The sequence below is a fragment of the Nocardioides caldifontis genome, assembly GCF_008087345.1.
Taxonomy (GTDB): domain Bacteria; phylum Actinomycetota; class Actinomycetes; order Propionibacteriales; family Nocardioidaceae; genus Marmoricola_A; species Marmoricola_A caldifontis.
In genome coordinates this window covers 437,186-456,397 of sequence record NZ_ML701736.1, presented here as the reverse complement: position 1 = coordinate 456,397, position 19,212 = coordinate 437,186, and the positions used below count along the sequence as shown (strand labels likewise).

The 19,212-nt window shown below is 72.5% G+C and carries 21 protein-coding genes; 6 read left to right on the top strand and 15 right to left on the bottom strand.

The features are described from left to right. Positions 1-30: 30 nt before the first annotated feature. Together FIP57_RS04990 and pafA are read right to left on the bottom strand one after the other, a co-directional pair. Positions 31-990, bottom strand: coding sequence for an FKBP-type peptidyl-prolyl cis-trans isomerase (locus FIP57_RS04990; RefSeq protein WP_148572394.1), 960 nt, complete (start codon positions 988-990; stop codon positions 31-33). Positions 991-1,088: 98 nt separating this feature from the next. Then, a complete protein-coding gene (gene pafA / locus FIP57_RS04985; protein WP_148572393.1) occupies positions 1,089-2,450 on the bottom strand; it encodes a Pup--protein ligase in 1,362 nt (453 codons plus the stop codon). Between the two features lie 59 nt (positions 2,451-2,509). Between pafA and FIP57_RS04980 the strand changes: the two genes are divergently transcribed. Continuing rightward, complete coding sequence (locus FIP57_RS04980) at positions 2,510-3,499, top strand: M28 family peptidase (RefSeq protein WP_238993287.1); 990 nt, start codon at positions 2,510-2,512, stop codon at positions 3,497-3,499. Here the strand turns inward: FIP57_RS04980 and FIP57_RS04975 are convergent. The 7 genes from FIP57_RS04975 to dop all read right to left on the bottom strand — a co-directional run bounded on the left by FIP57_RS04975 (position 3,486) and on the right by dop (position 9,296). Beyond that, the gene (locus FIP57_RS04975) at positions 3,486-4,886 is read right to left on the bottom strand and encodes a CapA family protein (RefSeq protein WP_148572391.1); all 1,401 of its coding nucleotides are present in this window, start codon (positions 4,884-4,886) and stop codon (positions 3,486-3,488) included. The genes FIP57_RS04980 and FIP57_RS04975 overlap by 14 nt on opposite strands. Before the next feature lie 20 nt (positions 4,887-4,906). Continuing rightward, on the bottom strand, positions 4,907-5,446 hold the full coding sequence (locus tag FIP57_RS04970; RefSeq protein WP_148572390.1) for an NUDIX hydrolase: 540 nt from the start codon (positions 5,444-5,446) through the stop codon (positions 4,907-4,909). Next, a complete protein-coding gene (prcA, locus tag FIP57_RS04965; protein WP_148572389.1) occupies positions 5,446-6,225 on the bottom strand; it encodes a proteasome subunit alpha in 780 nt (259 codons plus the stop codon). The genes FIP57_RS04970 and prcA overlap by 1 nt, the downstream gene beginning before the upstream one ends. 37 nt (positions 6,226-6,262) lie before the next feature. Then, positions 6,263-7,039 carry a proteasome subunit beta gene (gene prcB, locus FIP57_RS04960; protein ID WP_148572560.1) on the bottom strand — a complete coding sequence of 259 codons (777 nt, stop codon included), beginning with the start codon at positions 7,037-7,039 and terminating at the stop codon, positions 6,263-6,265. A 62-nt stretch (positions 7,040-7,101) separates the two neighbouring features. Next, a complete protein-coding gene (locus tag FIP57_RS04955) occupies positions 7,102-7,299 on the bottom strand; it encodes a ubiquitin-like protein Pup (RefSeq protein WP_148572388.1) in 198 nt (65 codons plus the stop codon). Positions 7,300-7,426: 127 nt separating this feature from the next. Next, complete coding sequence (locus tag FIP57_RS23095; RefSeq protein ID WP_162529686.1) at positions 7,427-7,579, bottom strand: hypothetical protein; 153 nt, start codon at positions 7,577-7,579, stop codon at positions 7,427-7,429. A 205-nt stretch (positions 7,580-7,784) separates the two neighbouring features. Then, positions 7,785-9,296 carry a depupylase/deamidase Dop gene (gene dop / locus FIP57_RS04950; protein WP_148572387.1) on the bottom strand — a complete coding sequence of 504 codons (1,512 nt, stop codon included), beginning with the start codon at positions 9,294-9,296 and terminating at the stop codon, positions 7,785-7,787. A gap of 55 nt (positions 9,297-9,351) precedes the next feature. On the opposite strand from dop, the gene FIP57_RS04945 reads away from it, so the two are divergent. The 4 genes from FIP57_RS04945 (at position 9,352) to FIP57_RS04930 (ending at position 11,423) form a co-directional block, all read left to right on the top strand. Beyond that, positions 9,352-9,897, top strand: coding sequence for an NUDIX hydrolase (locus FIP57_RS04945; RefSeq protein ID WP_238993285.1), 546 nt, complete (start codon positions 9,352-9,354; stop codon positions 9,895-9,897). After that, positions 9,897-10,523: a class I SAM-dependent methyltransferase gene (locus FIP57_RS04940; protein ID WP_148572385.1), complete on the top strand. Its 627-nt coding sequence runs from the start codon at positions 9,897-9,899 to the stop codon at positions 10,521-10,523. The genes FIP57_RS04945 and FIP57_RS04940 overlap by 1 nt, the downstream gene beginning before the upstream one ends. Beyond that, entirely contained in the window at positions 10,516-10,977 is a 462-nt protein-coding gene (locus FIP57_RS04935) for an aminoacyl-tRNA deacylase (RefSeq protein WP_148572384.1), read from the top strand. Before FIP57_RS04940 ends, FIP57_RS04935 begins: the two co-directional genes overlap by 8 nt. Positions 10,978-11,072: 95 nt before the next feature. Continuing rightward, positions 11,073-11,423 carry a hypothetical protein gene (locus FIP57_RS04930; protein ID WP_148572383.1) on the top strand — a complete coding sequence of 117 codons (351 nt, stop codon included), beginning with the start codon at positions 11,073-11,075 and terminating at the stop codon, positions 11,421-11,423. Positions 11,424-11,491: 68 nt separating this feature from the next. Here the strand turns inward: FIP57_RS04930 and arc are convergent, their stop codons facing one another. From arc to FIP57_RS04915, 3 genes are all read right to left on the bottom strand, one after another. Beyond that, positions 11,492-13,246: a proteasome ATPase gene (arc, locus tag FIP57_RS04925; RefSeq protein ID WP_148572382.1), complete on the bottom strand. Its 1,755-nt coding sequence runs from the start codon at positions 13,244-13,246 to the stop codon at positions 11,492-11,494. A gap of 142 nt (positions 13,247-13,388) precedes the next feature. Further along, complete coding sequence (locus FIP57_RS04920) at positions 13,389-14,375, bottom strand: tRNA (adenine-N1)-methyltransferase (RefSeq protein ID WP_148572381.1); 987 nt, start codon at positions 14,373-14,375, stop codon at positions 13,389-13,391. 31 nt (positions 14,376-14,406) lie between these two features. Then, on the bottom strand, positions 14,407-15,555 hold the full coding sequence (locus FIP57_RS04915) for a site-2 protease family protein (RefSeq protein ID WP_238993284.1): 1,149 nt from the start codon (positions 15,553-15,555) through the stop codon (positions 14,407-14,409). Positions 15,556-15,640: 85 nt separating this feature from the next. On the opposite strand from FIP57_RS04915, the gene FIP57_RS04910 reads away from it, so the two are divergent. After that, positions 15,641-16,552 carry a RecB family exonuclease gene (locus FIP57_RS04910; RefSeq protein ID WP_148572379.1) on the top strand — a complete coding sequence of 304 codons (912 nt, stop codon included), beginning with the start codon at positions 15,641-15,643 and terminating at the stop codon, positions 16,550-16,552. Positions 16,553-16,558: 6 nt separating this feature from the next. Here the strand turns inward: FIP57_RS04910 and FIP57_RS04905 are convergent, their stop codons facing one another. The 3 genes from FIP57_RS04905 to FIP57_RS04895 all read right to left on the bottom strand — a co-directional run bounded on the left by FIP57_RS04905 (position 16,559) and on the right by FIP57_RS04895 (position 19,210). Further along, positions 16,559-16,747, bottom strand: a complete 189-nt coding sequence (locus tag FIP57_RS04905; protein WP_148572378.1) for a hypothetical protein — start codon at positions 16,745-16,747, stop codon at positions 16,559-16,561. Between the two features lie 95 nt (positions 16,748-16,842). Further along, complete coding sequence (locus FIP57_RS04900; RefSeq protein ID WP_148572377.1) at positions 16,843-18,177, bottom strand: ABC transporter ATP-binding protein; 1,335 nt, start codon at positions 18,175-18,177, stop codon at positions 16,843-16,845. Then, a complete protein-coding gene (locus FIP57_RS04895) occupies positions 18,161-19,210 on the bottom strand; it encodes an ABC transporter ATP-binding protein (RefSeq protein WP_238993283.1) in 1,050 nt (349 codons plus the stop codon). Before FIP57_RS04895 ends, FIP57_RS04900 begins: the two co-directional genes overlap by 17 nt. Positions 19,211-19,212: the final 2 nt, after the last annotated feature.

The window sequence follows — 19,212 nt, the reverse complement described above, 5'->3', positions numbered from 1 at the left end:
TCTCACGGGACGAGCGTCATCCTGCCCGGCTCAGGAGCCGGCCTGCAGGACGTCGACGACGAACACGAGCGTCGAGCCGGCCGGGATCGCCTCCTGCTCCTGGTCGCCGTAGCCGAGCTTCGGCGGGATGACCAGCATGACCCGGCTGCCGACCGGCACGCCTTGGAGCCCCTGCACCCAGCCGTCGATCAGGCTGCCCTTGGAGAGCTGGAAGGAGGCCGGGGTGCCGCGACTGTAGGACTCGTCGAAGGCTTCCTTGCCGTCCCAGACCGCGCCGAAGTAGTCGACGGTGACCGGGTCGTCCTCCTTGACCTCGGGGCCCTCGCCCTCGATCAGGGTGATGACCTGCAGCTTGGCCGGCGGGTTCTTCGGGGCGTCCGCGAAGTCGATGCCGACGACGTTGCCGTCGTCGTCCGTGTCGGCCTTCGGGGCGTCGGCCGGCGGGTCGACCTCCTTGCCCTCCGGGCCGTCCAGCGGCGGCTCGACGGCCTCGACGAGGTCGAACACCACCACGACGTCGTCGTCGGCGGCGAGCCCGAGCTGCGGGTTTCCCTGCTCGCCGTACAGCTCGCTGGCGGGCACCGCGAGCGCGATGCGGCTGCCGATGGTGGCGCCGGTGATGGCGTCGGCGATGACGGGCGGCTGCTCCGCGACGACCATCTTGTAGGGGTTCTCGTCCTCGTAGCTGCTGGCCAGCTTGGAGCCGTCGGACCCCTTGGCGATGAAGATCCGGGTCATCGCGGCACCGTCGTCGCCGAGCTCCTCGCCGTCACCGTCGATGATCGACTGGGTCTCGGCCTCCTCGACGTCGAGCCCGTCGACCTCGACCTTCGGCTCCTTCGCGAAGTCGCCGGAGACGGTGAGCCCGCTGATCGAGCCGCCGCCGCTGCTCGAACCCGAGCCGCCGTCCGAGGAATCGTCGCCGCAGGCGGCCACTCCGGTCAGGGTCAGGACCGCGACGAGAGCGGAGGCGAGACGACGGCGACGCATGCAGGTACCTCGGGGAAGAAGGGGGTGGGACGCCCGCCACCCTAACGGCTGGGCCTGAGAGGGCTCTGTGACCTCACAGGGGGGTTCCTGAGCGTCGGTCACATGCCTTCGATGAGCTTGTGGACCCGCTCGTCGTGGGACCGGAACGGGTCCTTGCAGAGCACGGTGCGCTGGGCCTGGTCGTTGAGCTTGAGGTGCACCCAGTCGACGGTGAAGTCTCGCCGGCGCTCCTGGGCCCGCTTGATGAACTCCCCGCGCAGCCGGGCCCGCGTGGTCTGCGGCGGGACCGACTTCGCCTCGAAGACCCGCAGGTCGTTGGTCACCCGGGCGACCGCGCCGCGCTTCTCGAGCAGGTAGTAGAGCCCCCGGCCGCGGTGGATGTCGTGGTAGGCGAGGTCGAGCTGGGCGATGCGGGCGTGGCTGAGCGGGAGGCCGTGCTGGCTGCGGTAGCGCTCGATGAGCTTCCACTTGATGACCCAGTCGATCTCGCGCTCGACCAGCCCGAGGTCCCCCGACTCCACGGCCTTGAGCCCGCGCTCCCAGAGGTCGAGCGCCTGGTCGACGACGGGGGTGTGCAGCTCGCGGCGGTCGACGAAGTCGCGCGCCCGCTGGAGGTAGTCCGACTGGATCTCCAGCGCGCTCGCCTCGCGGCCGTTGGCGAGCCGGACCTTGCGGCGGCCGGTCATGTCGTGGGAGATCTCACGGATAGCGCGGATCGGGTTCTCCATCGTGAGGTCGCGCATCACCACGCCCTCCTCGATCATCCGGAGCACCAGGTCGCAGGAGGCGACCTTGAGCAGCGTGGTGGTCTCCGACATGTTCGAGTCGCCGACGATGACATGGAGCCGGCGGTAGCGCTCAGCGTCGGCGTGCGGCTCGTCGCGGGTGTTGATGATCGGCCGGCTCCGGGTGGTGGCGCTGCTGACGCCCTCCCAGATGTGCTCGGCGCGCTGGGAGATGGAGTACATCGCCCCGCGCGGGGTCTGGATGACCTTGCCGGCCCCGCAGATCACCTGGCGCGTGACCAGGAACGGGATCAGCACGTCGGCGAGCTTGGCGAACTCGCCGTGCCGGCCGACCAGGTAGTTCTCGTGGCAGCCGTAGGAGTTGCCGGCGGAGTCGGTGTTGTTCTTGAACAGGTAGACGTCGCCGTCGATCCCCTCGTCGCGGAGCCGCCGCTCGGCGTCGACGAGCAGCCCCTCGAGGACCCGCTCCCCCGCCTTGTCGTGGGTGACGAGGTCGACGATGTCGTCGCACTCGGGGGTGGCGTACTCCGGGTGGCTCCCCACGTCGAGGTAGAGCCGGGCCCCGTTGCGGAGGAAGACGTTGCTGCTGCGGCCCCAGGACACCACCTTGCGGAACAGGTAGCGCGCCACCTCGTCCGGCGACAGGCGCCGCTGGCCCTTGAACGTGCACGTGACGCCGTACTCGTTCTCGATCCCGAAGATCCTGCGGTCCACGTCGCCAGCCTATGCCCATGGCGGGCGGCGTGGCCGTTCCCGCGCGGCAGGATGGGGGCGTGCGCCTTCCCGCAGCCGTCGTCTCCGTCCTCCTCGCTGGCGGTGCACTGGCCGGTTGCACGGGCGGCGGTGATGGCGAGCCGGAGCGGACCGAGCCGGCGCGGACGGCGCCGGGCGAGCCCACGCCCTCCACCTCCCCTCGGGGCGTCGAGACGCCGCCCGTCGTGCGTCCCGACCGGCTCTCCCCGGACGACGCCAGGGTCGGCACGGCCTGGTCGACCGTCCTCCGGCTCGCCCGGGGCATCGGGCCGCGCCACGGCACGAGCCCGGAGTTCCGCCGTGCCGCGGAGCTGGTCGCCGCGGAGCTGGAGGGGTGGGGGTACGCCGTGCACAAGCAGCGGTTCGACGCCCCCGGAGGTGTCTCGTGGGGCGTCCCGGTCCGGGCCGGCCGCTCGCTCAACGTGGTGGCCACCCTCCCAGGAACCCGGCTCGACGAGCCGCACCTCGTGGTCGGTGCCCACCTCGACACCGTCCCGCAGGCGCCGGGCGCCGAGGACAACGCGTCGGGAGTTGGCGTGCTGCTCGCCGTCGCGGAGGCGGTGGCCGCCCGGCGCACCCGGCTTCCGGTGGTGCTGGTGGCCTTCGGCGCCGAGGAGCCGCGGGGGCCGACCGACGACGACCACCACTACGGCTCGCGCCACTACGTCGCCTCGCTGTCCGGAGCGGAGCGTGAGGCCGTGCGCGGGATGGTCGCGCTCGACCGGGTCGGTGTCGGCTCCGTGCTGCCGGTCTGCAGCGCCGGGCCGGCGGATGCGCTGCGTGCGGCGCTCCTCGACGCCGCCGACCGGGCCGGCGTCGAGACCGTCCCCTGCACCGGGAACCGGGCGAGCGACCACTGGTCCTTCGTCCGGGCCGGGCTGCCCGGGGCGCGGCTCGGGAGCACGTCGTACGCCGGCTACCACTCGCCCGGAGACGTGCCCTCCGTCGTCGACCGCCGCCAGCTCGAACGTGCCGCGCGCACCGTCCTCGCCTGGCTCACCCCGCGCTGAACGGGCCGGTGGAGGTCGACCAGACGTCGGCCAGGATCTCCCGTCCCTCCTCCGGGGACGCCGGTCGAGGGGCGAACGAGGCGTCCATCCGGTAGGGCACGAGGTCGACCGCCTTGAGCTCGTCGCCCCAGTACGTCGCCTCCAGCACGACCCCCTGCTGGGTCTCGACCATGAAGTCCATGTCGAAGACGAAGTTGCCGAGCGAGTGGGCGACGACGGTGCCACGGTGGACGTCGAGCCCCTGGACCCAGTGGGGGTGGCCGCCGACGACGAGGTCCGCACCCGCCTCGACGAGCCGCCGGGCGACGAGCCGCTGCACGGGCTCGGGACGGTGGGTGTACTGCGTCCCCCAGTGCGGCAGCACCACCAGCACGTCGACGCGGCGGTCGAGGGCGCGGACATGGTCCTCGACGAACCTCAGGTCCGCCCGGTTCAGCGGGCCGGTCCGCGGGGGCATCCGCAGGCCGAAGGCCCCCGGGACACCGGTCGCAGCCATCGGGGTCTCCCCGATCGCGTTGAACCCGACGAACCCGAACCGCGTGCCGTCCACCTCGACGACCGCGGGGCGGCGCGCGGTGAGCAGGTCGTCGCCGGCGCCGAAGGGGCGCAGCCCGGCCCGACGGAGGAGCCGCACGGTCTCCAGCAGCGCCTGCTCCTCGAAGTCGCCGGTGTGGTTGTTCGCCAGCGACAGGGCGTCGAACCCGGCGCGGCGCAGCGGGCCGATCAGCGCGGGGCTGCCGCCGAACGAGTCCCCGCCCTGCTGCGGCTCCCCTGCCGTGGACAGGGTGCTCTCCAGGTTGCCGACCGTCACGTCCGCGCGGCGCAGCCGGCCGGCCAGCGGGGCGAGCGCACCCTGCGGGTCGGTCACGCCCCTGGTCAGCATCACGTCGCCGACGACGGTCAGCGTGGTGGCGTCCGGCGGCTCGGGCCCCTCCGCCCTGAGCGGGTAGCCGTCGGGGTCGCGGAGCGGGTCGATCCCGCCGACGAGGAGCCGTTTCACGGTCGGGCGTACGGCGGTCGCCGGCACGATCCCGAGGGTGCCCGGTCGCTGCTCCACCCGGCGCAGGACCGTGCGCGCGGGGCTGACCGGCACGTCGGGGCCCACCGGCATGCCGGGGGCCGCCAAGGTGTGGAGCGAGGAGAGCCGACCGCGGAGCGCGGCGCGGGCGGCCCGGCTGCTGAGCGAGGTGCGGTCGTCGGTGGCGTGCACGACGAGCACGACGGGCTGCTCCTTCTCCGGAGCGGGGATCGTGGGCGTGCTGCTCGGGGACGGGGTCGCGCCGGCCGTCGGCGCCCGAGCCGTGGTGGGCTCGTCGTCGGTCGTGCAGGCGGCGAGGACGAGGCCGCAGCCGACGACCGCGGCCGGCACGGCGCGCCAGCCCCTCATCCGGCCACCGTAGGCGACGGTCAGAGCAGCCCGGCGTGGTCGAGCGCGAGGTAGACCAGGTCGGTGCCGACCATCTCCCCTGCCCGGGCCGCGCGGCGGAGGTCGTCGACGGAGAGCAGCACCGGCTCGATGTGTTCGAGCTCGTCCAGTGCCTGCTCGCCCGTCGGGGTGCAGCCGCGGGCGACGACGGCGTGCTTGGTCCAGAGCCCGTGCGCCATGGCGGCGAACGAGGCGACCACCTCGACACCCCCGGCGACCCAGCCGGTCTCCTCGGTCAGCTCGCGGGCCGCGGCATCGGCCGGGCTCTCGCCGGGGTCGACCATCCCGCTCGGCAGGTTGAGGACGACGCGGCCGGGGCCGGGGCGGTACTCGTGGACGGCGACCACCGAGCCGTCGTCGGTCAGCGCCAGGACCCCGACGCTCTCGATCGGGCCGAGCAGCTCCCACTCGGCCGTGCGGCCGTCGGGCATCTCGAACGTGCGGCCCACCACCCGGAGGTGGCCGTCGTGGAGGACCCGGTCCTCGCCGACCTGGCGCCAGGCGTGCACCCTGCCGGCCATCAGGCCAGCGGGTCGCTCGGGTCCCGGGGTGGTGCGACCGGGGTGTCGTCCGTGGCTGCCGGCGCGGGCGCGGGCGTCTCGTCCTTGGCGAGCAGCCGGGCGAGCTGGCTGTCGGTGAGCCGTTTGAACTTGCGCTGCTGGCTTCGGGTCCGGTCGAGGACCGCCACCTCCAGAGAGGTCACCGGGATCTCCCGCGGCTGGCCGCCGTCGGTGGAGCCGAGCCCCTCGACCGCCCAGCGGAGCGCCTCCTCGAGCGAGGCGCCGGGACGGTACCGCTCCTTGATGTGGTTGGTCACCGTCTCCGCCGAGCCGCCCATCGCGGCGAACCCCTGCTCGTCGGCCACCTGGCCGTCGTAGGTGAGCCGGTAGATCTGGTCGCCGTCGGCGGTGTCGCCCACCTCGCCGACGAACAGCTCCACCTCGTAGGGCTTCTCGCCGCCGGAGGAGAAGATCGCGCCGAGGGTCTGGGCGTAGGCGTTCGCGAGCCCACGGCCCGTGACGTCGCGACGGTCGTAGGAGTAGCCCCGCATGTCGGCGAGCCGGACCCCGGCGATGCGGAGGTTCTCGAACTCGTTGTAGCGGCCCACCGCGGCGAAGGCGATGCGGTCGTAGATCTCGCTGATCTTGTGCAGCGCGGCCGACGGGTTCTCGGAGACGAACAGGATGCCGTCGGCGTACTGCAGCACCGCGACGCTGCGCCCGCGCGCGATCCCCTTGCGCGCGAAGTCCGCCCGGTCCTTCATCAGCTGCTCGGGCGAGACGTAGAACGGCATGCTCACAGGTGGCTGCTCCTTGTGTCGTGCTGGTGGGGGCCGGTCACGTCAGCGACGCGGCGGGACCGTCGGGACGCTGCATCCGGGCGCCGACGACCTGGTCGGCGATGCCGGCCACCTCGTCGTCGGGCAGGCGGCGGTAGCCGTCGTCGGTGATCACCGCGACCACCGGGAAGATCCGGCGCGTCATGTCGGGGCCGCCGGTGGCCGAGTCGTCGTCGGCGGCGTCGTACAGCGCCTGGACGAGCGCGGTCACGCAGCCGGTCTCGTCGAGGTCGTCGCGGTAGAGCTTCTTCAGCGCGCCCCGGGCGAACAGCGAGCCCGAGCCGACCGAGTGGAACGCGGTCTCCTCGTAGCGGCCGCCGGTGACGTCGTAGGAGAAGATCCGGCCGTGGCCGGCGGCCTGGTCGTAGCCGGCGAAGAGCGGCACGACCGCCAGCCCCTGCATCGCCATCCCGAGGTTCGAGCGGATCAGCGTGGCGAGCCGGTTGGCCTTGCCGTCGGTCGAGAGCGTGGTGCCCTCGATCTTCTCGTAGTGCTCGAGCTCGAGCTGGAACAGCCGCACCATCTCGACCGCGAGCCCTGCGGAGCCGGCGATGCCCACGCAGGAGTACTCGTCGGCGGGGAACACCTTCTCGATGTCCCGCTGGGCGATGACGTTGCCCATGGTCGCCCGCCGGTCGCCGGCCATCACCACGCCACCGGGGAACGTCGCCGCGACGATCGTCGTGCCGTGCGGCGCGAGGTCGGCGGCGTTGCCGGTCGGCGTCGCGCGGCGCCCCGGCAGCAGCTCAGGCGCCTGGTGGCTGAGGAAGTCCATGAACGACGACGAGCCCGGGGTCAGGAACGCCTCCGGCAGTCGGTTGCCCCATGCAGAACCGGTCACTGGCCACCCTTCTGGATGAACGACTTCACGAAGTCCTCGGCGTTGCTCTCGAGGACGTCGTCGATCTCGTCGAGGATCGCGTCGATGTCCTCGTCGAGCTGCTCCTTGCGCTCCGCGACGTCGGCTTCCGGCAGCTCCTCGACCTCGACCTCGTCCTCGGTGCTCTTGCGGGGCTGCTTCTGCTCCTGCGCCATGGCTTGCCTCCCGTGATCGCCTGCCGCAAACCTAGCGCGTGCCCCACGCGGCCGTGCCCCCGACGCCTCGGGCACCGCCGATCTGCGAGATCGTCGGTCGTGGGGCGGGATCCGACGATCTCGCAGATCACCGGGACGCCGCTCGGTCCTCGCGCAGCCAGTCGCGGTGGGCGAGCAGGACGTCGGCCGTCTCCAGCAGCCGTGACCACGGCGGGGCGGTCAGCGTCGAGCTTCCCCGATGCCCGCGGAGGTACGGCGCCCTCGCCCGTGTCGACCGCATCCGGTCCACGACCCGGTCGGGCCGGGCTCGCGGTGGGGATGCCGTCGAAGTACGCCGCCCCGGGCGACGGGACGTGAAAACCGTGGGTCGTGCGCCGCCATGCAGAGGAGCGGACCTGGCCGGGGGGTCGGCCCGCCGGTCCCCGTGGGGTCCGGTCGCACCGGCACGACGAGCCTGGTCGGAGGACAGGGGGTCGGAAGGGGCGTCAGCCGCGGGTGAGCGCCTCGAAGAGCTCCTCGGCGGTCGTGCAGCGGTCGAGGAGCTCCCCCACGTGCGCCTTGCTCCCCCGCATCGGGTCGATGGTGGGGACTCGCTGCAGCGACTCACGGCCGGGCAGGTCGAAGATCACCGAGTCCCAGGAGGCGGCGGCGATCTGCTCGGCGTACTGCTCGAGGCAGCGGCCACGGAAGTACGCCCGGGTGTCGGCCGGCGGGACGTGCACCGCCTCGTGGATCTCCTCGTCGGTGAGCAGCCGGTCCATCTGGCCCATCGCGACCAGCTTGTTGTAGAGGCCGCGGCCGGGGCGGATGTCGGAGTACTGCAGGTCGACGAGGTGCAGCTTGGCGTCGGACCAGTCGAGCCCGTCGCGGTCGCGGTAGCGGTTGAGCAGCTTGAGCTTGGCGACCCAGTCGAGCTCGCGCGCGCAGAGCATCGGGTCGGTCTCGAGCCGGGTGAGCACCGACTCCCAGCGGGCCAGCACGTCGCGGGTCTGCTCGTCGGCGTCGGCGCCGTAGCGGTCCTCGACGAACTTGCGGGCCAGGTCGAGGTACTCCATCTGGAGCTGGACCGCGGTCAGCTTCCGGCCGTCGCGGAGCTCGAGCAGGTGGCGCAGCGTGGGGTCGTGGGAGACCGCCCGGAGCCCCCGCACCGGCTGGTCGACGGTGAGGTCGCGGCTGATGAAGCCGTCCTCGATCATCGCGAGCACCAGCGAGGTGGTGCCCGCCTTGAGGTAGGTGGAGATCTCGCTCAGGTTCGCGTCGCCGATGATCACGTGGAGGCGTCGGTACTTCTCCGGGTCGGCGTGCGGCTCGTCGCGGGTGTTGATGATCGGCCGCTTGAGGGTGGTCTCCAGCCCCACCTCGACCTCGAAGAAGTCGGCGCGCTGGGAGACCTGGAAGTCGTGGTCGTGGCCGTCCTGTCCCCGCCCGACGCGGCCGGCGCCGACGACCACCTGGCGGCTGACGAAGAACGGCGTCAGGTGGCGCACGATGTCGACGAACGGCGTCGAGCGGCGCATGAGGTAGTTCTCGTGAGCGCCGTACGACGCTCCCTTGTTGTCGGTGTTGTTCTTGTAGAGCAGGATCGGCGCGCTGCCCGGCACGTTCGCCGCGAACCGCGAGGCGTCCTGCATGACGAGCTCGCCGGCCTTGTCCCACCTGACGACGTCGCGGGGGTTGGTGCACTCGGGGGTGGAGTACTCCGGGTGCGCGTGGTCGACGTACAGCCGCGCGCCGTTGGTGAGGATGACGTTGGCCAGCCCGAGGTCCTCGTCGGTGAGCTGGGTGGGGTCGGCGACCTCGCGGCTCATGTCGAAGCCGCGGGCGTCGCGCAGGGGCGACTCCTCCTCGAAGTCCCACCGGGCCCGCCGTGCCTTCAGCGTCGAGGTGGCGTAGGCGTTGACCACCTGCGAGGAGGCCACCATCGGGTTCGCCGTGGGCTGGCCCTGGACCGAGATGCCGTACTCGGTCTCCGTGCCCATGATCCGCCGGACGCTCATGGCCCCGAGCCTACGTTGCCGGCGGCCCCGGAGAGCGGCGAGTACCGTCTGCGTGGTGGCCGTCGTTCCCGCCTCCCCGGACGAGGACGTCGCGCTGGTCGACGAGGCCGGCGCGGTCGTCGGGAGCGCGCCGAGGAGCCGGATGCGGGCCGAGAACCTCCGCCACGCCTCCACCGCCGTGCTGGTCCGCCACCCGGACGGCCGGATCTACGTGCACCGGCGGTCAGCGGAGAAGGACTGGCAGCCCTCGGCGTACGACGCGGCGGCCGGCGGGGTCCGCCAAGCCGGCGAGGAGCCCGAGGGCTCGGCGCGGCGCGAGCTCGAGGAGGAGCTCGGCGTCACGGGCGTGCCGCTGCGTCCGCTCGGGGTCGGCCGCTACGAGGACGACACGGTCCGCTGCGTGGCGCACGCCTTCGAGGTCACGTACGACGGTCCGGTGGCCCATGCCGACGGCGAGGTCGTCTGGGGTGGCTGGATGACGCTCGACGAGCTGGGCGCGCGGCTCGCCGACCCGTCCTGGCCGTTCGTCCCGGACACCCGCGCGCTGCTGGAGCGGCTGGCCCGCGACGGTGTCGGCGACTACGCCGGGGTGCTCCGCTGATGGGCTGGTGGGAGCGGCGGGTCGTCCCGCACCTGGTCGAGCGGACCTGCGGGATCCCGGAGCTGGCCGACCACCGCGCGGCCGCCTGCGCGGGGCTGTCCGGCCGGGTCCTCGAGCTCGGCTTCGGCTCCGGGCTGAACTGCGCCCACTACCCGACGACGGTCCGCGAGGTGGCCGCCGTCGAGCCGAACGACCGTGCGTGGCGGATGGCCCGGCCCCGGATCGAGGCCCGCGGGGTGCCTGTGGTGAGGTCGGGGCTCGCCGGCGAGCGGCTCGCGGAGCCCGACGCGTCGGTGGACCACGTGCTCGTGACCTTCACGCTCTGCACGGTCGCGGACGTCCGGACGGCGCTCGGTGAGCTGCGCCGCGTGCTCCGGACGGGCGGCGAGGTGCACTTCCTCGAGCACGGGCGTGCGCCGTCGCCCCGGGTCCGCGCCTGGCAGCGGCGGCTGGAGCCGGTGCAGCGCCGGGTCGCCGGCGGGTGCCACCTGACGCGGGACCCCTCCGAGCTGCTCGGCGAGGCCGGGCTCGAGGTGCGCGACCTGCACACCGGCTACCTCCCGGGCCCGGCGTTCACCCGGCCGATGGCCCACCTCTACCGCGGGAAGGCGGTGCACGGTGGCTGAGGAGACCGCGGTCGCGGCGGCGACGGAGCTGGGGCTGGCCTTCGAGGTCACCCGGCACGGCAGGGTGCGCTCGCTCGAGGAGGCCGCGGCCGTCCGCGGCGTCGACCCGCGCCAGGTGGTGAAGACGCTGGTGGTCCGGCTCTCCGACGACGACTACCGGTTCGTGCTCGTCCCGGGCGACCGCGAGATCTCCTGGCCGAAGCTCCGCGCGCTGCTCGGCGTCAACCGGATGTCGATGCCGAGCGCGGACGTGGCGCTGTCGGTGACCGGCTACGAGCGCGGCACGATCACCCCGCTGGGCAGCAGCCACCCCTGGCCGGTGGTCGCCGACGCGAGGCTCGAGGGCCGCATCTCGGTCGGCGGCGGGGCGCACGGCGTGGCGCTGACCGTCGACGCCGGCGAGCTGGTCGCCGCCCTCGGCGCGACGGTCGCCGACGTCACCGACCCCGTCTGACCGTCCGGTCTCCCCAGGCGGCGGTCCCGCCGCTCCCTGCACAGTCCGGCCTCGAGCCGGTGCCGGTGGCCGAAGCCGCCCGTACGTTCCGGCGCATGACGATCCTCAAGCGCGGCGCGAGCGCCGCCCTCCTCCTCGCCCTGTCCTCCGCGGCCGGCATCCTCACCGCGGCGACGCTCTCCCCTGCCGATGCGGCGAGACCGTTCTGGACACCGCCGCCGGACACGATCACCCGGATCGAGGGCAACAAGCTCGACGGCTTCACCGTCTTCCACTTCGACGGGAGCTCGATCTCCCCGCCCACGGACTCCGAGGCGCGGGCCGAGTGCGACGAGTACGACCGCCGCCTCCAGCGGGTGCGCTGCCGCACCGAGGTCCGGGTCTGGTACGACGGGCTCGGCGACACGAAGCGCGCCCTGCGGCTGGCGTGGCTGAGCCGCCACTGACGCGCCTGCCCCTGACGCACGGACGGTGCTCCGGTGCGAGGAGCCGTCCGTGCGTCGGGAGCGAGGACCTAGAGGTACTGCCCGGTGTTGGAGACCGTGTCGATCGACCGCCCCGGCTCGGTGCCCTGCTTGCCGGTGATGAGCGTGCGGATGAAGACGATCCGCTCCCCCTTCTTGCCGGAGATGCGGGCCCAGTCGTCGGGGTTGGTGGTGTTCGGCAGGTCCTCGTTCTCCTTGAACTCGTCCACGCAGGCCTGGAGGAGGTGCTGGACCCGGATCCCCTTCTGCTGGTGCTCGAGGAGGTCCTTGATCGCCATCTTCTTGGCCCGGTCGACGATGTTCTGGATCATCGCGCCCGAGTTGAAGTCCTTGAAGTACAGGACCTCCTTGTCGCCGTTGGCGTAGGTGACCTCGAGGAACCGGTTCTCTTCGGACTCGGTGTACATCCGCTCGACCGTGCGCTGGATCATCCCGGCGACGCAGGCCTCCTTGTCGCCGCCGAACTCCGCGAGGTCGTCGGCGTGGAGCGGGAGGTTCGCGGTGAGGTACTTGCTGAAGATGTCCCGCGCGGACTCGGCGTCCGGCCGCTCGATCTTGATCTTCACGTCGAGCCGGCCGGGGCGCAGGATCGCCGGGTCGATCATGTCCTCGCGGTTCGAGGCACCGATGACCAGGACGTTCTCCAGCGTCTCGACGCCGTCGATCTCGCTGAGCAGCTGCGGGACGATGGTGTTCTCCACGTCGGAGGAGACCCCGGAGCCGCGGGTGCGGAACAAGGAGTCCATCTCGTCGAAGAACACGATCACCGGGCAGCCGTCGCTGGCCTTCTCGCGCGCCCGTTGGAACACCAGGCGGATGTGGCGCTCGGTCTCGCCGACGTACTTGTTCAGCAGCTCGGGGCCCTTGATGTTGAGGAAGTAGGACTTCCCCTCCTGGCCCGTCTTCGCCGCGACCTTCTTCGCCAGCGAGTTCGCGACCGCCTTGGCGATCAGCGTCTTGCCGCAGCCGGGCGGGCCGTACAGCAGCACGCCCTTCGGCGGCTTGAGCTCGTGCTCCTGGAACATGTCCGGGTAGAGGTACGGCAGCTCGACGGCGTCGCGGATCTGGTCGATCTGCCCCTTGAGACCACCGATCGACTCGTAGGCGATGTCCGGGACCTCCTCGAGGACCAGCTCCTCGACCTCGGACTTCGGGATCCGCTCGTAGACGTAGCCGGACCGGCTGTCGAACAGCAGGCTGTCCCCCGCGCGGAGCGGCTGGTCCTTGAGGGTGTCGGCGAGCCGGACCACCCGCTCCTCGTCGGCGTTGGCGATGCAGAGCGCGCGCTCCCCGTCCTCGAGCAGCTCCTTCATCATCACGACCTCGCCGACGGTCTCGAAGGCGAGCGCGGCGACGACGTTGAGCGCCTCGTTGAGCATGACCTCCTGCCCCTTGCGGAGCGAGTTGAGGTCGACGGACGGGCTGACCTGCACCCGGAGCTTCCGGCCGCCGGTGAACACGTCGATCGAGTCGTCCTCGTTGCGCTGCAGGAAGACGCCGAACCCGGACGGCGGCTGGGCCAGCCGGTCTACCTCTTCCTTCAGCGTGAGGATCTGGTCGCGCGCCTCGCGCAGGGTCTGGGCGAGGCGTTCGTTCTGCGCGGTCACCGCGGCGAGCGAGCGCTGGGTGTCGGAGAGCCGTTGCTCGAGGTGGCGGGCGGAACCCGGGGTGTCCAGGAGACGGCGGCGGAGCTCGTCCACCTCGTGCTCCAGGAACGCGACCTGCTCCTGCAGGTCCTCCGGAGTCCGGCCGGACCCACCGGAGCTGCTAGCGGACAGTGGCATGCGGCTCACCTCCAACCAAGGGGGGTATCGAGATATCAACCTACTCGGACGGAGAAAGGTGTGAACAGGTGGACGCACCTCGTGTCGCCGACTCGTGACCTTGCATCCGACAGGTGGGACGCACCGGGGGCCCAGGCACATCTCAGTCCTGGTAGGGCTCCTGCTCCACCTGGGGCGGGAGGTCGTCGGGACGCGGGCCGACGTAGTCGACGCCGTACGCGCCCGGAGCCGGTCGGCGTGTCTTCCGCGGCGGGCGGGCGCCGGGCGCCATCCGGCGCGCGGTCACGAGGAACCCGGTGTGGCCGTTCATCCTGTGGCTGGGGCGCACCGCGAGCCCCTCGACGTGCCAGTCGCGGACCAGGGTCTCCCACGGTTGGGGCTCGGTGAAGCCGCCGTGGGCGCGCAGCGTCTCCACCGTGCGGCTGAGCTGGGTGGTGGTGGCGACGTAGGCGCACACCATCCCGCCGGGCGCGAGCGCGTCCGCGACCACGTCGACGCACTCCCACGGCGCGAGCATGTCGAGCACGACCCGGTCGACGCGGCGGTCCTCGTCGTTGCCGGGGAGCGCCTCGGCCAGGTCGCCGACGGTGAGCGACCAGGCCGGGTGGGCCGCGCCGAAGAACTGGGTGACGTTGCGGCGGGCGACGTCGGCGAACTCCTCGCGCCGTTCGTACGACGAGACGCGGCCGGTGGGCCCGACCGCACGGAGCAGCGAGCAGGTCAGGGCGCCGGAGCCGACCCCAGCCTCGACGACCCGGGCCCCGGGGAAGATGTCGGCCATCGCCACGATCTGGGCGGCGTCCTTGGGGTAGACGACCGCCGCGCCACGCGGCATCGAGACCACGAACTCGTTGAGCAGCGGGCGGAAGACCAGGTACTCGCCGCCCTTCGACGAGGTGACGGTGAACCCCTCCTCGCGCCCGATCAGCTCGTCGTGGTCGAGGTGCCCCTTGTTGCTGAAGAACCTCTTGCCGGCCTCGAGCGGGAAGTTGTGCCGGCGCCCCTTGCCGTCCGTGAGCCGGACCCACTCACCTTCCCGGAGCGGACCCCGGTGCACTCCGGACCATGCCTGGGGTGCGACGTCGTCGTCCCGGGTGGACGGGACGGGGGCAGGGGTCTGCTCGGACATGCCGGGCAGTCTAGGAAGCCGCGGCCACCGCTCAGTCGGTGGCCGCCGCGAACGCCCGGTCGACGTCGGCGGTGCTGAGGACGCCGAAGACCGAGCCGTCGGGCTCGACGAGGAGGTACTCCGTCGCGGGGGTCCGCTGCATCGCCCGCAGCAGCTCCTCGCCGGAGATGTCGGCCGGCAGCGTCAGCCCCGCCTCGAGGGTGCGTGCGACCGCGCTGACCGGCACCCAGGGGCGCCGCTCCTCGGGTGTGGCAGCGAGCGCAGCCTCGTTGACGAGCCCCGCGGGGCGACCGGCGTGGTCGAGGGTCATGATCGAGCCGGCCTGCGCGGCGGTGGCCCGGCGGTGGGCCTCGGACAGCGGCAGCTCCGGCTCGGCGGCCACCACCCGGCGGGCCAGCTCACGGGCCCGGAGGGCGGGGAGCCGGGCACGGATCCGCCCCGACTGGATCGCCGCGGTGGCGGCCGACCAGAGGAACCACCCGAAGATCCCGGCGATCACGTAGTCGAGGACGGTCACCTCGTAGCCGAGCTCGACGAGGAGCACCGGGACCAGCAGCGCGAGGACGGCGACGACCCGGCCGGCCCACCCCGAGACGGTGGTGCCGCGGTGGGGGCTGCCGGTCACCTTCCACACCACCGACCGCAGGACCCGCCCGCCGTCCAACGGCATCCCGGGGACCAGGTTGAGGACGCCGACGACGAGGTTCGCCCCGGCGAGCCCGACGACCACGAACTTCAGCAGCCCGTCGGGGGTGATCGGGTAGAGCGCCAGGGCGGCCCCGCCGATCCCGAGCGAGGTGACCGGGCCGACGAACGAGATCCAGAACTCCTGCTTCGGCGTCGCCGGCTCCCCGTCGACCGCGGTGACCCCGCCGATGAAGTGCAGGGTGATCGAGCGGACCGGGATGCCGTAGCGCTTGGCGACCAGGGCGTGGGAGACCTCGTGGAGCAGCAGGCTGAGCGTCAGCAGGACGGCGAACGCCAGGCCGGCGACGTACGTCAGCGCGCCGAGCCCGGGCGCCTCGGCCTCGATCCGCGGGGCGACCACGTAGGAGATCAGCGCCGCGACGAGCAGCCAGGAGGTGCGAACGAGCACGTCGACCCCGCCGATCGACCCGATCCGGAGGGTCCCGGGGTCACGGTGCTCCGCAGGGGCTCCGAGCCCGGTCCTGTGCGCCACGGCTCCAAGGTATCCGAGCGGCAGTCGGCCCCTCCCGCCGTGCCGCACCGCGGTTCTGTCGGCGGCCGCCCCTAGATTGACCCGCATGGCGCAGGTGGTGGTGGAGCAGGTCCGGGCCGGTGGACGCAGGCCCGACGGGGCCCGGGTGGTCGACGGCGTCGACGTGGTCGGGTCGCTCTCCCCCAGCCGCGCCGGCGACTTCATGTCCTGCCCGCTGCTCTACCGGTTCCGCACGATCGACCGGCTCCCCGAGGAGCCGTCCCCCGAGGCGGTCCGCGGGACCGTCGTGCACAAGGTCCTCGAGGACCTCTTCGACCTGCCGGCCCCCGACCGCACCCCGGACCGCGCCGCCGCGATGCTGGAGCCGGCGTGGCAGGCGCTGCTCGCCGAGGACCCGTCGCTCGAGGCGCTGTTCGCCGACGACGCCGAGCTCGGCCCCTGGCTGGTCTCCTGCCGGGAGACGCTGGAGCGCTACTTCACCCTCGAAGACCCGCGCCGGCTCGAGCCCGCGGAGCGGGAGATGTACGTCGAGACGCTGCTGGACAGCAAGCTGCTCCTGCGGGGGTTCGTCGACCGGCTCGACGTCGCCCCGACCGGCCAGGTCAGGGTGGTGGACTATAAATCCGGCAAGTCGCCCAGCCCGTTCTTCGAGGCCAAGGCGCTGTTCCAGATGAAGTTCTACGCGTTGGTCCTCTGGCGGCTGCGCGGCACGGTCCCGGACCTGCTGCAGCTGATGTACCTCGGCAACAGCGAGGTGCTCCGCTACGTGCCGGAGGAGCGGGACCTGCGGGCGGTGGAGCGGAAGCTCGAGGCGATCTGGAAGGCGATCACCCGGGCCGCCGAGACCGGTGACTGGCGACCGAACCGGACGGCGCTCTGCGGCTGGTGCTCCCACCAGGCGCTGTGCCCGGAGTTCGGCGGGACGCCGCCGCCGCTGCCGGTGGTCACCCGCGAGGCGGTCGCGGATCCGGTGCTGGCGCCGGAGGACACCGCCTGAGGCGGATCAGGGGTCGTCCTGCTCCCCGGTCTGGCCGTCGCCCTCACCGTCGTCGGCGGTGGGCGGCGCGGTCGGCGTCTGGTCGCCGTCGCTCCCGCTCTCGCCCTCCACGTCTCCGCCGCAGGCGGTGAGCGGTGCGGTCAGCAACCCGGCGGCAAGGGCCAGGGCGAGTGGGCGGCGGTGCGGCAGTCTCACGGTCACTCCTCGGTCGCGGGTGCGTCCTTCCCATCCGTATCCGGGCACCCCCGGGGCAAACCCGGCACGACGGTGGCCGACGCGAACCTGCCGAGTCAGCCGTCGCCGCGTGCCGGCTCGAGCGTCACCGACACCGGGTGGTGGATGCAGGCCACCTCGACCCCGTCCGACTGCCGCAGAGCCGGGTCGACCCCTGCCTTGAACCGCACGCTGACGCCGTCCGGACCTTCCACGACCTCCTCGACGCCGGACCACAACGGTTCCGACGGATCCTCGCCGCGGATCCGGTCGAGCAGCTGGTGCACCTCGGCCGCGGACGACCCGGTGCCGAGGGTGGCCTCCTTCGCGGGGGTGTCGAGCTTGTCGAGGGAGCCGACCAGGTCTCCTTCCCGCTCGTACGCCGCCGGGTCGCGCCGCGTCCAGTGCTCCTCGAGCAGCACGCGCAGGTCGCGCGACTCCCATCCGCACTGCGCCACGGCCTCCGGGCAACGGGGGTGGAAGTGGCACCCCATCGGCGGCTTCGCCGCGTCCGGAATCTCGCCGCGCGGGAGGTCGCGCGGCACCATCCGCTCGGGGTCGGGCTCGGGGATCGCGGCCAGCAGCGCCTTGGTGTACGGGTGCTTCGGCGAGGCGAAGATCTCGTCGGTCGGGCCGATCTCGACGATCCGGCCGAGGTACATGATCGCGACCCGGTCGCAGAAGAACTTCGCGCTCGCCAGGTCGTGGGTGATGTAGACGTAGGTGAGCCCCAGGTCTGCCTTGAGCCCGAGCATCAGCTCGAGGATCTTCGCCCGCACGCTCATGTCGAGCATCGAGATCGGCTCGTCGGCGACGAGCAGCTCGGGGCCGAGGATCACCGCGCGCGCCAGCACCGCGCGCTGCTTCTGGCCGCCGGAGAGGTCGGAGGGGTACTTCGACATGTACCTCTCGGCGGGTGCCAGCCCGACCCGCTCCAGTGCGTCGGCGACCCGGTGGCGCAGCTCCGCGCCCTTGGCGATCCCGTGGATCTTCAGCGGGTGGCCGACCGCGGTCTCGATGTCCATCGACGGGTTCAGCGCGGCGTTCGGGTCCTGGAAGACCATCTGGAGCTCGCGTCGGAGCCCGCGAAGCTCACGGTTCGAGGAGGTCGCGATGTCGACCGGCCCCTGCCCCGCGTGGTAGCGCACGGCGCCGGAGGTCGGCCGGACGAGTCCGAGGAGGGCACGGCCCAGCGTGGTCTTGCCGCTGCCGGACTCCCCCACCAGCCCGAGGACCTCGCCCCGGCGCAGCTGGAAGGAGACCCCGTCGACGGCGCGGACGACGCCGGTGTCCCGGCCGAACAGCCGGGCGAGCGAGCCACCTCGCAGGTCGTAGTGGACCTCGAGCTCCTCGACGTCGAAGAGCGAGTCGCTGGCGACGGCGGTCGCCGTGGCCTCAGGCTTCGTCGGCAACGGACAGCTCCCTTCGCTCGAGCGGGCGGCGCTCGTCCTCGGTCAGGCGGATCAGCCGGTTGCGCTCCTCCGCGGCCCAGCACTGCGCCCGCGAGCCGGCGGGAAGCTGTACGGGCGCCGGCCACCGGGTAGCGCAGACCTGCATCGCGTCCGGGCACCGGGGGTGGAACTTGCAGGCCGGTGGCGGCTCGACGAGGTCCGGCGGCGCCCCGGGGATGTAGTGCAGCCCGGTGGTGGACAGCGAGATCGTCGACCGGAGCAGCTCGCGGGTGTACGGGTGCTGCGGGTCGCTGAAGACCTGGCGAGCGTCGCCGATTTCCACGATCTCTCCGGCGTACATCACGGCGACCCGGTCGCAGGCCTCCGCGACGATGCCGAGGTTGTGGGTGATCAGCAGCAACGAGGTCTCGAACTCGCGGCGGAGGTCGTGGAGGATCCGGATGATCTGCGCCTCGACGAGCACGTCGAGGGCCGTGGTCGGCTCGTCGGCGACCACGAACGCCGGGCGGAGCACCAGCGCGAGGGCGATCATCAGCCGCTGCCGCATCCCGCCGGAGAACTCGTGCGGGTACGAGCGGTAGCGGGTCGGCGGGATGCCCATCCGACGCAGCACGTCGAGGGCGCGCCGGTCCATCTCCGCCTTGGAGAGCCCCGGCTCGTGGGTCCGCAGCGTCTCCCGGAAGTGCTCGCTGATCCGCATCAGCGGGTTCAGCCGGGTCAGCGGCTCCTGGAAGATCATGCCGAGGTCGACCCCGCGCCGCTCGGCGAGCTCGCGCTTGGAGAGCGTCAGCAGGTTCTCGCCGCGGAACTCCAGGGCGCCGTCCATCTTCGCGCCGTCGGGCAGCAGCCCGAGCAGCCCGCGACCCAGCGTCGACTTGCCGCAGCCGGACTCCCCCACCAGCCCGAGGATCTCCCCCGGGCGCAGGTCGAACGTGACACCGTCGACGGCGCGGACCGGGCCGCGCTCGGTGCCGTACCAGACGCGGACGTCCTCGGCGCGGACCACCGGTCCGCTGCTGGCTGTCGTGGGCACGC

Bases quoted from the DNA above. Each gene is read 5' to 3' on its own strand.
- FIP57_RS04990 (WP_148572394.1), bottom strand. From the start codon at position 990: ATGCGTCGCCGTCGTCTCGCCTCCGCTCTCGTCGCGGTCCTGACCCTG.
- FIP57_RS23095 (WP_162529686.1), bottom strand. From the start codon at position 7,579: ATGCGGTCGACACGGGCGAGGGCGCCGTACCTCCGCGGGCATCGGGGA.
- arc (WP_148572382.1), bottom strand. From the start codon at position 13,246: ATGCCACTGTCCGCTAGCAGCTCCGGTGGGTCCGGCCGGACTCCGGAG.
- FIP57_RS04955 (WP_148572388.1), bottom strand. From the start codon at position 7,299: ATGGCGCAGGAGCAGAAGCAGCCCCGCAAGAGCACCGAGGACGAGGTC.
- FIP57_RS04970 (WP_148572390.1), bottom strand. From the start codon at position 5,446: ATGGCCGGCAGGGTGCACGCCTGGCGCCAGGTCGGCGAGGACCGGGTC.
- prcB (WP_148572560.1), bottom strand. From the start codon at position 7,039: ATGGACTTCCTCAGCCACCAGGCGCCTGAGCTGCTGCCGGGGCGCCGC.
- FIP57_RS04930 (WP_148572383.1), top strand. From the start codon at position 11,073: ATGACGATCCTCAAGCGCGGCGCGAGCGCCGCCCTCCTCCTCGCCCTG.
- FIP57_RS04975 (WP_148572391.1), bottom strand. From the start codon at position 4,886: ATGAGGGGCTGGCGCGCCGTGCCGGCCGCGGTCGTCGGCTGCGGCCTC.
- FIP57_RS04910 (WP_148572379.1), top strand. From the start codon at position 15,641: ATGGCGCAGGTGGTGGTGGAGCAGGTCCGGGCCGGTGGACGCAGGCCC.
- FIP57_RS04940 (WP_148572385.1), top strand. From the start codon at position 9,897: ATGGGCTGGTGGGAGCGGCGGGTCGTCCCGCACCTGGTCGAGCGGACC.
- dop (WP_148572387.1), bottom strand. From the start codon at position 9,296: ATGAGCGTCCGGCGGATCATGGGCACGGAGACCGAGTACGGCATCTCG.
- FIP57_RS04920 (WP_148572381.1), bottom strand. From the start codon at position 14,375: ATGTCCGAGCAGACCCCTGCCCCCGTCCCGTCCACCCGGGACGACGAC.